Consider the following 14,178-nt stretch of genomic DNA (forward strand, 5'->3'; position numbering starts at 1 on the left):
TTACCGGATTTTTTTGTCTTTCCATGTCTTATGATTTTTAACTCTTAATACGCATCTGATGTTCCATCTTCGCCTTGCTATTAAATAAGCTAATTAACTACTTCTTTCTTAATATTTTCTACTTCTTCTATTGTTAAATCAGTACTCTCTACAATTATATCGATAGATACACCTTTTCGTAAAAGCTTCTTAGCTATTTCTATAGCTTTTTTAATTTCACCTTCTTCCCTACCTTCTTCTCTGCCTTCTTCCCTACCTTCTTCCTTGTAGTGCAATCTTCTAATCTCGTCTATACTCAATTTAAATGCACCTCCATTTTCTTTTTTATATTCTTCATATTGCTTTTCTATCGCTGGATCTTTAATTAAAAATAAATATTCTAAAAAATCTACTAATGCTTTTATTTGGTCAATATTCTTAACTTATCGTAACCCTTTAATTCTTCTGCTAATTTTATCTTTGCCTTTATTATATCTTCATCGCGGGCACCTGTTTCTAGTAAACGTTTTGCCATTTTAAAAACTAATTTCAATGGATTGTTGTTATTAATTTTTTCAAGCTTTATTTTTTCTACATCAATAGTTCTAAAGTTATATATTAGTATTTCATTTTTTATCTCCGGTAATTTATAAACATATCGTTTATCTTTTCCTTGCTCACCTTTATAAGTATATATTGCTGCAGCAACTATTTCTGATTCATCGTTATTTTTATATCTAAATTTATCCCATATTCTATAAAAATATCTGAACATTCTTTCTCCAAAAACTTTATAACCACTACTATAACTTTGTACTTCTACATGTATAAATAAGATCTTACTTCCTTTATCTTTTAATCTTACCTTTATTATTTTGTCAGATATTACCTTTTCACTACTATCCTTGTCAAATATATCTTTCTGTATTTCTAGTAGTTCCTTATCTAAGGATTCTGTTCCTAATTCCCAAGATATTTTATCAAATATCTCCGGAAAAAGTAATTCTACTACTTCAACTTCGAATGCCTCTAAAATAGACTTGCACGCTGCATCAAAATCATGTTTCTTTATCAAGATTTATTCACTTCCTTGCAATTCTGTATGTCGTTAATTAATTTTATTATATCACATTAAATTTTCCTTTACACTACTTTTGAAGCAGTAAAATATTGTCGTGAAACTACATTTTTCACAACAAAAAAACTACCAAAAGTATATCTCTATAAATTTCAGTATTAAGGGAAGTCAAAGCTTCCCTTATTTAAATAAATATTATGTAATAATTTTTTTTCTGCGTTTAAGAATGAAATCCGCAATAAATGTCCCAATCAATCCAATAAGCGTATAAATAAAACAATATGGTAAGCAAGAGGAATTAAAATATGCCAATGCGGTTAAAGTTGGAATTAAATAACATACAAAGATGATACTTAAAACAATTACCTTTTTCTTAATTAGTAATTGCAGGACTATTGAGGCTATTAATGTAAATACTGGATACCCTAATATATACATCCCAAGTAAAGTCATTTCTAAATCACTACTACCTTTTACCATTATGAAGACTATAAGTAAACCTGAAAATAAAATAATAAATATTCCTAATATGATATTAATAATTTTTTTATTTTTCATAATACTTCCCCTTATTTAAGTTTATTAGGGCACAGTATTTAACTATTATGTCCTTATTAAATTATATAGTAAAACAATATAATCATTCAAGTATTTACACAATTATACATGAATGTGGTCATATGTGTGCAAAAGGAATTACAAAAGTCAAAAGTAAATTATTTTAAAATATTTTAGAGGAAGATGGAAAGAGAGGTATTAAGTTTAATGTGTATGACTATCTTAAAAGGACCTGGTATATGTATGGTGGAGATGAAACAAGAGTAAAGGTTAAATTTGATAAACGCTGCTATAAGGTAGTAAATGAAAAGAGTTTAATTGAGGGAAGTCTAATTGATGAAAATGAAGATTATTTTGTTTATGAGTTTGTTTGTAATGGTACATATGGAATAAAGCTATGGATTATGGGTTTTGGTGCAGATGCAGAAGTTATAGAACCAGTGGAGTTTAGAGAAGAAATTATAGATAGTATAAGGAAAATGAATAAGGTTTATAGTATATAGGCGAGGGTAAAAATAATGAAGGGTCACATCATTTGATGTGGCTCTTTTTTGCTCGCTTTTAGGAGAATTGAGAGAATAAAAGTTTATTTTTAATAAATAGGGGGGAAGGGTAATTTTAATAGTTGGCTAATTATATAATTATATTATTAGATAACCAATATGGGGGGCGAAAGATTATGAACTACAAAGAACTTGGGAAAGAAAGGCTTATTGAAATAATAGAGGAAAAAGAAAAGCTTATCGAAGAATTTAAAAGTTTAAAAATTAAATTGCAATATAATGCATGCATGGATGATGTCACTGGAGTATTAAACAGAATAGCTGGTTTGGAGATTTTAGAGAAAACTATTTTGGAGTCAGCGCGGCAAGAAGAAAACTTTATAATATGTTTTGCTGATATTGATGATTTTAAAAAAGTAAATGATGTTGTGGGGCACATCGAAGGGGATAAAATCTTAGAAGAAGTTGGTAGTATTCTTAGAGCAAATATTAGAAAAACTGATACTGTTTTTAGGATAGGGGGTGACGAGTTCATAATTATTTTTCCCGATACAACATTACAGGTGGCAAAGACCATATGTTCAAGAGTATGCATGGATATTTATGAACTTAAGGAAATGTATAATAGTAATTATAAGATAGGTCTAAGCTGTGGGTTGTCTCAATATAACTTTAACAGCAAAATATCAGCTAGTGAGTTAATAAGAATGGCAGATGAGGGGATGTATGCTAATAAGAGAGGGAAGAGATAATAAAAAGGCATATATGAAACTAAAGGATTCATATGTTAATCAAAAGATGTATGAGAAAAAAATATAAAATGTTATAAACTTGTATAATTATAAAAGAAATTTAAAAATAATGTTTAAAAACTAAAGATATTATATAAAAGGACGATAAAAAAGAAGACTAATGTTTTAACAAAAGTTAAAAATTAAAAGTGATTTTAAGATTAATTGTAAAACATATGACAACTAGGGGGGGATATAAAATGAGTGAATTAGTAAAAACCAATAAAATGATGAATGTATTGGATTGGGCTTATGATAAGGCATTAAATGGGTTGCCGGGAACATCATCAGCAGTGGAGTTAGCAGATTCATATTTAGCTAAAAATGGTGGTGATGTAGTAAAGGCATGTGATAACCTAATAAGCTGGCAAGTAGGAAAGTGTGCAACATCAGGGTTTATAACAGGATTAGGGGGAATAATAACCTTGCCAATTGCAGTGCCAGCTAACGTATCTAGTGTAATATACGTTCAAATGAGGATGATAGCATCAATAGCTTACATATGTGGATATAATATAAATGACGATACAGTAAAGAGCTTAGTATATATGTGTTTAACTGGTAATGCCGCTGTAGAGATTGGAAAAGATGTTGGGATAAAAATAGGTGCTAAACTGTCACAATCAGCTATAAAAAAAATATCTTTTGAGACAATAAAGAAAATTAATCAAGCAGTAGGATTTAGACTTATAACAAAGGCTGGACAAAGCGGGTTAGTAAATTTAAGCAAAGCGATTCCCTTTATTGGAGGTATTATAGGGGGGGGAGTTGATTTAGCTTCAACTAGGGTTATAGGAAAAATATCCAAGGAAGTTTTTTCAAATAATTAAGAATTTCATTCATCACTTGCATACAAAACCAAATATCAGTACAAACTAGATAACTTTAAAACTTTCTCTAATTTGTTCTTGTCAAATCAATGTTATTATACTATTAAATAGTATAATAACTTATTTCATGTAATTTTAACTAGGAGATGAAGGGACTTGTGTTTAGTAAACTAGATGTTAATACGCTTTGGAAAAGTTGGGGTAAAAAACCATATTGTAACAAAAAATCAGAACGAGCCCCCCATATTAATGATTTTTGTTTTCCAATATGTTGGAGATGCTTTTCCTTAAGTCTAGGACTTATTATTACATATTTAACTTTAGGTATTATAGAATATATGACTACTATACAATATTCTATCGTATTTTTAATTATATCTTTGATAGGTTGTACTCCTACCATAATAGATGGAGCACTCCAAAATTATTGTGGGATAAAAAGCACTAATTTTAGAAGATGCATTACAGGTTTAGTCAGTGGTGTTTCATTAGCATTTGTAGTCCGTGTATTGCTTGATTTAAATAATTAAAGGAGGAATATAGATGGGAGTATTAGTTGTGATTTTTCTTATTGCGGGTATTTATTTTTTTTGTTCAAAAGCGAAGAGTTAGTTTTCTAACAATATAACATATTAGTTTACACACAAAGAGTGTAAAAACCACTGTTAAAGGTGAAGATGCAGACTTACACATCTATAATAAAGTTTAGCTTAAATAACTCTGAACTTGTAAACATGTGAAAACCCACGACATTATTTTATCGTGGGTTTTCATTGATAGCTTGAGGAGGGGCGAACCTATGTCCGAAAGCCATAACCCCTAGACATCAAGGACTCAGCAATAAATAGAAAAATAATTTTAGTAATCATATGATACTTACGATCTTTTTCGTATTTTCTAAAAATCTGCTTTTAATAAATCATTCAACCTCTTCGATGCTGTGTTTTTTACTTCTTACACAAATATGAGCTATATCGTCACAAGTAATCAAAGTAATTTTAGATACTTCTTTAATCTATCTATTTTAATGTTAGGTACTATGGATAAAATTTTTAATAAAGATGGACTAAAATGCCAAGAATATATTGTAAAATCTAGCATAATAAAGATATGCTAGATTTTTATTTGTATTTAAATTAAAAGTGGAAGTGTTAATTTAAGTGTAAATAAGAAAAAATACCATAAAGTATATATTATCAGATAGTTCGACAAAATATTACATGAATATTTTGTTATAATGTCTATGATTGAGTGGAAAAAAATAATAACCATTAATAAAATTTCCTTTAAATAAAGGGTATTAGGCTTACAACATCAAGGGGGCTATAAAGAAGTGAACAGTTTTGGAAGTATGACAGTAGAGGCGTGTATGAAAAATTATATACAAGAAAACAAATTGAAAGATGATGATGTAATTAAGGGAGTTAGAGAAAAGTGGTTTTCACTCCTGAGGGTGATAAAACTTATGATATTAAATTAAAGGTAGATACAATCTTTAAATGGAAAGATAAAAGAGTAGGTGCAATATCTTTGTTAAAATTAAATAAATCAGAGATCAAACACTTAAGAGCATTATTACAAGATAATTTGAAGATATATAATGAAGTACTTATGGATGAAGAAAATGACATTGTGCCTAACAAGAAGTTAATAGAACTTAAAAATATAATTGACAGAATTAGTAAATTGTAGAGATAAAGGTGAAATGGATTAAAAATAATATATTTATATTTTAGCCACACAGAGAGGACGAGAATAACATGGCAGGTTTTGACTTATCAATTTTTGAAAATAAAAGACTACATTTAGAAAGTAAGTTAAGCAAGATATCCGAAATAGCTTTGAGCTTAGGGATAGATAAGACAGTACTGGCTATACAAAAGTCAATTACTGAACTCAATGATGATACATTTAAAATAGTAGTAGTAGGAGAGTTTTCTAGGGGTAAATCTACATTTATAAATGCGCTGCTTGGCAAGAAAATTTTACCAGCATCAACTAAGCCAACAACAACAATTCTAAATAAAATTTATTTTAGTGAGTCTCCTAAATATAGAATGGTATTTAGAGATAAAAAGGAGAATTATAGAGATATTACTGAGGAAGAATTTAAAAAAATTATTGCACCTAAAGAACCTATTATAGGTGATGAACAATCAGAATATGATTATCAAAATAATCTTCGAAAAATAAGTGATATTGCTTTTGCTGAAATAGGGTATCCAACTAAAATATGTAAAGGTGGAGTTGAAATTGTGGATACTCCAGGGACAAATGACTTGGATGCAGCAAGAGAAGAAATCACATACAAGTTTATACCAGAATCTGATGTTGCTATTGTGCTTTTATCAGCATGCCAAATATTAACTGAATCAGAAATGAGCTTCATTAAAGATAGAATTATAAAATCAGATATCCAAAAAATATACTATGTTATTAATTTTAAAGATAGGATGCAAGAGAAAGCAAATGAAACTAAGGTGCTTGAATATGCAAGAAAACATTTAGAGTCTGTTAGTTCTAATCCTAGAATTTTTATGGTATCTGCTAAGGGTGCCTTAAATTATAGAAGAGCGCATAATAATGAAGATGTAAAAGGGGTTATTCCTAATACTATTGAATCAACTGGGTTCATTGAACTTGAAGAAAATATATCTGAATTTTTAACAAACGAGCGTGGATCTGTAAAATTATCTAAGTTTATAGAAAGAGGTATTAGGATAAGTACTGAGTTAAAAAACAGTTCAATAGCTATTTCCTTAGGAACCTTAAACATAGGACTCGATGAATTGGAACAAAAGATTAAGAAGTTGAGACCTGAAGTGCAAAGAGTAAAAACTATTTGTAATGATTCTATTAGTGGACTTAGAAGTATACTTATGAGTTCTGGACTAGAAACTCAAGGTGAGTTACGAAAAGGACTTGAGAGAATAGCAAATTCGGCTGGAAGTACTGTGCGAAATTATCAAGGGACGCTTAGCAACGAGGAGATAGCAAAAGCCATTGAAAATGTGGTTGCACCAATGCAGACGGAAATACAGTCCAGAATAAGCAAGAAACAGCAAGATTTAATAAGTGATGAAGTTGAAAGGGTTAACAGAAAACTAGGATATGAATGGGAGGCTATTAACAACTCAATTATTGATGAATTAACTTTCCAGTCAGTTGATAAATCCCTGGATTTAGAGAATTTGCAGAGTGTAGATGAAGATATGAGTTACATAAAAAGTGGGGCAGGTGCATTAGGGATAGTTGCATTTGTTGGCGCTATACATTTAGCAGTATTTGCTCTTCCAGTAGCTTTCTTTGGTGGTAAATATATATTCTCATATTTCCAAAATAAGAAGAGGGAAAGAATACTTGAAAAAGCAAGGGAACAGGTTGATAGTAGATATCGTGATATTATCCCCGAACTTATAAAATCATTTGATGAGCAGTGGAAGAATTCTTTAAGTACCGTAATTAATAACCTTAAAACTGAATTAGACAGAAAGTATGTTGGAATTGAGCAGCAATTAAATTCTATTTTAAATGATAGAAGTAGTGAAAAAATGAAAGTTGATGAAATAAGGAAAGATTTACTTAAGCAGGATAAATTATTAGGGGATATAATAAATGATTTAAATGGATTACTGGCTGGCTAGCTAATATAAACAGTAAGATGGTGAAAGGAATTTAAATAATGAAAACATTCGATGAATTAAAGGAAGAAATGGAATTAAGCATCAAGGAACTAATAAATGAAATACTGATTCATATTCCTGAAAGTATGCAAAAAAAATATTCTGAAGATTTACTTGAGGATTTGCAGAATGAATTTTATACTGTTGTGGTATTAGGTGAGTTTAAAAGAGGAAAATCGACATTTGTAAACTCGCTATTAGGTGAGAACTTGTTGCCAGTTGATGTTACGCCTACAACTGCTACAATAAACGCTATGCTTTGGAATGAAGAAAGACAAATGTCTGTTTATAATATGGATGGTACAGTGGAGAAATTAGAACTTAACAACCAATATCTAAAAAAATATGTTGCGGGTACAGACTTTGATCCTAATACAATTCAGTATATAAAAGTAGGTATGCCTTCAGAAATTTTAAAAAACAATGTGGTTTTAGTAGATACACCAGGTGTTGATGATTTGAATCAGCAGAGAGTAGATGTTACATATAAATTTATTCCAAGAGCTGATGCAGTGCTATTTTTACTTGATGCTACAAGTCCTGTAAGGAGAACTGAAAAAGAATTTATTGAAGATAACCTTCTAAGCAAGGGGATTGATAAAATAATGTTTATTGCTAATTTCATAGACCAGATAGATGAGGACGAACTCGAAGAGGTAGTTGATGATATATCAGACAGACTTAAAAATGCATTAGGAGGTAGAGAGGTACAATTATTTGGAATATCTGCAAGGAATGCATTAGAGGCAAGGATTAATGGAGATGAATTACTTCTTGAACAATCAGGTATTTTACTGGTAGAAGATGCTATGACTAAACTAATTGATTCTGGAGCACAAACTGAAGAAAAAATTAGTCGTTATAAAAAGAGATTTATTATGATATTAAATGCAAGTGAGCGTGAATTAGAGTCTTTAATTCTAATAGAAAGTGCTAGTGTAGATGAACTTCAATCTGGACTTGAAAACATATCAAAAATGATAAAAGAAGAAGAAAGACGAAAAGAAGCCTTGGGCGAATATGTAAGAAGACAGGAATATGAAATGATTGCAATAGTAAGAAAGTCTGTAAATCATTTTGGAGAAAATCTTAGAAATGATATTTTGGAAAAGGTTGAAGAGTTTAAGGGCGTTGATTTTAAGGAGTTTATAGAAAAATATTTACCTAGGATGATAAAAAGAGGTGTTAATGGATGGATTGAACAAAATATGGGTGGAATAAGTAAGATGCTTCAGATGCTTGAAAGAGAACTTGCACTTGGACTTTCAAAACATTTTAATGCATCATTTACTAAATTTAATCTTGATATAGGTTTTGTTGAGGTAGATAAAACAAAATTATATTCGTTTCAAATTAAAGCTGAAGATATATCACGTACGCCTATAACAGCTGGAGTAATCGCAGCATCTCTTGGGACAGTTGGGGCTCTAATGGTAGGTTCTGTTTTACTGCCTTTTGTTGGAATGGCTGGATATCCGTTTATATCAAAAAAAATGATGCAGGGTAAACTTGCTGCTGCTAAGGTTAAACTTCTGCCAGAGCTTAATATTGCTTTAGATACTGTAGTAGAAAATTTTTCTTCTGGTCTGGATGATTTAGTTTTAAGTAAAACAAAAGAAATTAAGAATGCCTGTAGTGAAACCTACGATAAATTAATAAATTCTAAACTGTTAGTTATTCAAAGAGAAATTAAAGAAAAACAAAATTTAAGTTTTAATTCAAAAGGGCGAATTGACACTTTTAATAAATCAATAGACAATATTAACAAATTAAGAAAAATTATTAATGAAGGCGGTATGTAATATGAGTGGTATGTTTAATGTATTCGATAATGTTTTTGGAGGTCACGATGTAACCTCGAATGGACAACAAATATCTCATTCAGAAGATAATATTTTTGGTGGAGAGGATACATATTCTGGTGGTCATCAGGTAGAACATACGGAGAGTAATGTTCAAGGTGGACAAGACATGTATTCTGATGGACATAATATTGGACATACAGAGTCTAATTTATTTGGTGGTCACGATATGTATGACCATGGAAGTAATATTGGTCATACAGAGAGCAACATATTCGGAGGAGAAGACCTATATGTAGATGGTCATATGGCAGCTCAAACTCAGCAACTTGGAAATGGAGCTTCTATTTTAAGCTCTGCAGATCCACTTGCACACGTAAACTCCTATGAAATGCCATCGCTAAATTTATAGGGGAAGATCACATGAAAATAATTATAATGTTAGTAGTTATTTCAGCAGAGGGAGATCCAGAAGGTAAGGAAATCTCATCATACTATTACTACAAAAGATAGACAAGTTAGTTACAAAATTTAGTAATGTTAGGAGCTTTGCTAATGAAAGCAAATGATGAATCTAATAATTTAGTTTCTTATAAGAATAAACAAATAGTAAAACAAGTAAAAAAAAGTTCGTGGCATATGATCGAATCACCTAATAATATTATGAGCTTTTTTTTAGGAAGAGTAGCTAAAGAAATACAAATGTTTCAAGAACTTAATAAAAATGCTCGAGATATTAATGAGCTTTCAAAAGATTCAGCAGTACCATTTACAGTAGTTATAATGGGAGAGTTTAAAACAGGAAAATCCACTTTTATTAATGCACTGTTAGGTGAAGACTGTTTGAAGTCTGATGTTACGCCTGCAACGGCTGTAGTAACAAGGTTAGTATATAGCGAGAAGAAAACATTGAAAGCTTATTCTGATAACGAACAGTATAAGGAATATTCTATTAAAATGTTAGAGCGGTTATCATCGGAGAGTGATCCTGAAGGAAAAAAACTTCGTGCTAACATCCATCATTTGGACGTTGGTCTTCCAAATCCTATTCTTAAAGATCTAATAATCGTAGATACTCCTGGATTAAATGCAAATCCTATTCATACCGAGGCAACAAAGCAATTTGTAAATCGTGCTGATTTAGTTCTTTGGGTTTTTTCCTATGCAAAGGCTGGTTCTAGAACTGAATTATCTGAGATAAAGAATTTAGGTGAAAAATTGCGTCCTATGGGCATAGTTAATAGGATTGATGAAATTGATCCAGAAGAAGAGGATATTGATGAAATATTGGAAGATTTAAAAAAAAGGATGGGAGCGGATGTAAGCTATATTGTTGGTATTTCTGCATTTGAAGCAAGAGAGGCACAAAAGAGTAATGATCCTGTAAGATTAAAAAATAGTAAATGGGAAGAGTTTGATAAAATTTTTAAAAATGAGCTAATTGGGAATTGTGAATTCAAAAAATATAAAAGCAATCTTCTAAAGCTAAAGGACTGTTTAAAGGAGTTATATGCATCCATTATATCTAAGGAAGATGAATACAAGAAGCTTTTCGATAATTATAACACTATAAATAATGAAATAGAAAACCTTAAGAAAAGGCAGGAATATTTCAATGAATATATGCAAAACTGGAGTCCAGAGCAAAATGTTAGTTTGATTGGATTGACTGTCAGACTTTTTAATTTGCCAGGAGAAATAGAAAACGCTACACAGATAAATTTAATAAAAAAAAGCATAGAGAAAGCAGATGTTGTGTTAATAGAGGAAGCTAAAGAAATTTATAACTTAGAAAAAAAATTAGATGTAGATATAAAAAACAACATAAAAGAAAGTAACACGACGATAATAGAGTCACAAATTGACAGTATAAAAAGCAGAAATAGTTCATTGAAAACACGTATAAGCAAGAATGAAAAAGAAATAATACAATTTTTAAAAAACGGTCGTGAGGCCATAAATAAAAACATTAAAAGTATTTCTGATATTTTATGTGATTTAGAAAAAGAGAAGAGTGAAGTAATTTTATTGAGGAAAAAAACTAATTGGATTGTAGAATATGGAGACATTTTAAAGAATAATATAATTGCAGAAATTAATCAAGGTCTTATATATGTATATAATAATATTGAATTAGATGGGACAACTATGCCTGATACTATCGGTATAAATGGACTAATGAATAAAATTGATTTTTTATTAGTAGCAATTTCAAATAAATTGGGCGATGATATTGATATAATCAAAACCAATGAATTTATATTAAATGATAGTACAGTGCCCCTAAATGTATATTGTAATGGTGCAAAAACAAATTGTGAAGTAAGTAAAGAAAAATATTTTACTCGAACAAATATATTTGAAAATAATTTTAATAATAACGAAAGTAAAAAAACATATACATTTAAAAATGGTAATAGATGCAAAATAACTTGGAAAGATAGCAAAATGGTTGGTGATATACAATGCATTTTCAATGATGGTAATACCTATAATGCTACATTGGAAAATAATAACTTAATAGGTTCAGGGTTATATTTATTTGAAAATGATTATAGCTATTCTGGTTCTTTTATAAATTTTGAGTTTAATGGAAGAGGTACTCTTGATTATAAAGATGGAGATATATATGTTGGTGAATTTTTAAATGATAAGCTCCATGGTGCTGGAACTTATACATTTGCAGATGATTCTGAGTATAAGGGAGATTTTAAAAACAATCTGATTAATGGTCAAGGAATTTTTACTAATATAAACGGAGACAAGTATGAAGGAAAATTTAATGGCATAGAAGATTGTGTAGGTAAAATATACTATACTAATGGAGAATGTTATAACGGCGATATTAAATTTTTAATAAAACATGGGAAAGGTGAGTTAAGGTACGAATCTGGAGAAACATATCAAGGAGAATTTCAAAACGATAAAGTTCATGGTCATGGAACATATTACTTTAATAATGGTACTAAATTTATAGGGGAATTTATTGACACTATTAGAATTGGAATTTTACACCTCAATAATGGTAATAAAATAATTTCTAAATGGAATGGAAATGTGGCGGAAACACAAGCAACTATTCAGTACCCTAGTGGTGATCAATTTAAAGGCCAAGTTACATTAGATAAAAGAAATGGACAGGGTGTCTTTATTAGATGCAATGGAGATAAATATGAAGGGCTTTGGAAAGATGATATTTTACTTGGAAGTACTAAATATATATTGAATAATGGGGATACATATATCGGAGAACTTAAAAATAATAGTGTTGTTGGTAATGGTACTCTTACGTTTAGTAATGGAGATAAATACAATGGAAATATATCTAATGGAATAGCTAAAGGAAAGGGTCAGTTAATTACAAAAGTAGGAAAAGTATATAATGGAGATTTTGTTAATGGAAGCATTAATGGTTTAGGAGTTGAAATAAGTCCTCAAGAGTATAAATATAATGGAAATTTTAAAGATGGTAAAAAATTTGGACAAGGACATCTAATATATGAAAATAAAAGAGAGTATATTGGCAACTTTGACAATAATGCTATAAATATTTATCAAGGAATATTTATTTTTGTATTTGAAAATGGTAATATATTTGAAGGTGAATATTTAACAGAAAAGCAGATTGTTATGGGAACATATAAGTTTACAAATGATAATGCATATCGTGGAAATTTGATTGGAAATAAAGTTGTAGGATATGGTACATATAAATTTGAAAATGGTGAAGTTTATAGTGGGGATTTTGAAGACGGTTTATTTAGTGGAAATGGTGAACTTCTTAAAATTAACGGAGATAAATATATAGGACAATTTAAAAACAATAAAAAGAATGGTAAAATTAATTTGATACGTAATAACGGAGATAAAATAAATGCTATATGGAAGGAAGACATATTAGTAGGTAATGTTGTGATAGATTACATTAATGGAGATCAATATCAGGGGCCGTTGATTGATCTAAAAAAACAAGGCTTGGGGTCATATTCTCTAAGTAATGGGGATAAGTATTATGGTGATTTTAACAATGATTTAATGAATGGTGATGGAACTTTAACTAAAGTAAATGGGGATATATATATAGGTAAATTTTTTAATGATAAACTTGCTGGGAAAGTAAAAATTAATTATTGTACTGGTAATAATTATATCGGTGAATATAATCAAGGTAAGAGTGGCAAAGGTATCTATAATATACTTAACATGGGTGAATATGAAGGGATATGGATTAATGACAGAACGTGTAAAAATGCTGTATATAGATTTTTAAATGGCAATATTTTTTATGGAGATATATTTGATAATAAGATGTATGAATTCGGTAAACTGGTTTATAATAATGGAACGCAGTACCAAGGTGAATTTAAAGAAAATATGTATAATGGGGTAGGAAAATTATACTTTTTAAGTAAGGATATTTATGAAGGTGAATTTTACAATAATAAGATGCATGGGCAAGGAAATTACACATATAACAATGGAGAAAAGTGTATAGGATTGTTTGAAAATGATAGTTTCATAAAAGGAATATATAATTTTATAAATGGCAATCAGTATTCAGGAGAATTGCTAAAAAGTAAGATGAACGGAGTAGGAACTTTAAAATATGTAGATGGTGCTGTTTATGTAGGTCAATTTAAGGATGGACTTCAAAATGGACAAGGTAATTTTAAAAATGCCAAAGGTAATGAATTCAATGGCGAGTTTAAAAATGGAAAATTGAACGGAAAAGTCACAGTTTATTATATAAACGGAGATAATTATGATGGCACATTTAGATATGGTAAAAAACATGGATTAGGAATTTATAAATATTCTAATGGTGATTTATATCAGTGTGAATTTTTAGAAGGTGTTCTTGCTAATAAAATAAAAATACTAGAGAAAGTAATGACTAAGAAGGTAGGTTTATTCGATTTTAAAAAATGGTTCTAACATATAAAAGTATAGCTAC

General features: G+C 29.6%; 13 protein-coding genes. 10 read left to right on the top strand and 3 right to left on the bottom strand.

All coding sequences use genetic code 11. The features are described 5' to 3' along the window. Positions 1-89: 89 nt before the first annotated feature. From A7L45_RS24210 to A7L45_RS08025, 3 genes are all read right to left on the bottom strand, one after another. Positions 90-299, bottom strand: a complete 210-nt coding sequence (locus A7L45_RS24210) for a hypothetical protein (RefSeq protein WP_308167632.1) — start codon at positions 297-299, stop codon at positions 90-92. Between the two features lie 101 nt (positions 300-400). Further along, complete coding sequence (locus A7L45_RS08020) at positions 401-1,054, bottom strand: Rpn family recombination-promoting nuclease/putative transposase (protein WP_308167631.1); 654 nt, start codon at positions 1,052-1,054, stop codon at positions 401-403. Between the two features lie 198 nt (positions 1,055-1,252). Continuing rightward, complete coding sequence (locus tag A7L45_RS08025; protein ID WP_071612292.1) at positions 1,253-1,615, bottom strand: DUF2651 family protein; 363 nt, start codon at positions 1,613-1,615, stop codon at positions 1,253-1,255. A 209-nt stretch (positions 1,616-1,824) separates the two neighbouring features. Here A7L45_RS08025 and A7L45_RS08030 point away from each other — a divergent pair, with 209 nt between their 5' ends. From A7L45_RS08030 to A7L45_RS08070, 10 genes are all read left to right on the top strand, one after another. Then, entirely contained in the window at positions 1,825-2,118 is a 294-nt protein-coding gene (locus tag A7L45_RS08030) for a helix-turn-helix transcriptional regulator (protein ID WP_071612293.1), read from the top strand. A gap of 176 nt (positions 2,119-2,294) precedes the next feature. Then, entirely contained in the window at positions 2,295-2,870 is a 576-nt protein-coding gene (locus A7L45_RS08035) for a GGDEF domain-containing protein (RefSeq protein WP_071612294.1), read from the top strand. Positions 2,871-3,109: 239 nt separating this feature from the next. Continuing rightward, the gene (locus A7L45_RS08040) at positions 3,110-3,739 is read left to right on the top strand and encodes an EcsC family protein (protein WP_071612295.1); all 630 of its coding nucleotides are present in this window, start codon (positions 3,110-3,112) and stop codon (positions 3,737-3,739) included. A gap of 158 nt (positions 3,740-3,897) precedes the next feature. Continuing rightward, positions 3,898-4,269, top strand: coding sequence for a DUF2085 domain-containing protein (locus A7L45_RS08045; RefSeq protein WP_071612296.1), 372 nt, complete (start codon positions 3,898-3,900; stop codon positions 4,267-4,269). A gap of 803 nt (positions 4,270-5,072) precedes the next feature. Continuing rightward, entirely contained in the window at positions 5,073-5,219 is a 147-nt protein-coding gene (locus A7L45_RS23160; protein ID WP_169829580.1) for a hypothetical protein, read from the top strand. Continuing rightward, positions 5,174-5,431 carry a hypothetical protein gene (locus A7L45_RS08050; RefSeq protein WP_071612297.1) on the top strand — a complete coding sequence of 86 codons (258 nt, stop codon included), beginning with the start codon at positions 5,174-5,176 and terminating at the stop codon, positions 5,429-5,431. The genes A7L45_RS23160 and A7L45_RS08050 overlap by 46 nt, the downstream gene beginning before the upstream one ends. Before the next feature lie 68 nt (positions 5,432-5,499). Then, positions 5,500-7,383 (top strand): dynamin family protein, encoded by a 1,884-nt coding sequence (locus A7L45_RS08055; protein WP_071612298.1) that lies wholly within the window; start codon positions 5,500-5,502, stop codon positions 7,381-7,383. Between the two features lie 38 nt (positions 7,384-7,421). Next, positions 7,422-9,224 (top strand): dynamin family protein, encoded by a 1,803-nt coding sequence (locus tag A7L45_RS08060; protein WP_071612299.1) that lies wholly within the window; start codon positions 7,422-7,424, stop codon positions 9,222-9,224. A gap of 1 nt (position 9,225) precedes the next feature. Further along, on the top strand, positions 9,226-9,636 hold the full coding sequence (locus A7L45_RS08065) for a hypothetical protein (protein WP_071612300.1): 411 nt from the start codon (positions 9,226-9,228) through the stop codon (positions 9,634-9,636). Between the two features lie 143 nt (positions 9,637-9,779). Next, positions 9,780-14,159 carry a dynamin family protein gene (locus A7L45_RS08070; RefSeq protein ID WP_071612301.1) on the top strand — a complete coding sequence of 1,460 codons (4,380 nt, stop codon included), beginning with the start codon at positions 9,780-9,782 and terminating at the stop codon, positions 14,157-14,159. Positions 14,160-14,178 lie beyond the last annotated feature (19 nt).

It is taken from the genome of Clostridium estertheticum subsp. estertheticum, assembly GCF_001877035.1.
Classification (GTDB): domain Bacteria; phylum Bacillota; class Clostridia; order Clostridiales; family Clostridiaceae; genus Clostridium_AD; species Clostridium_AD estertheticum.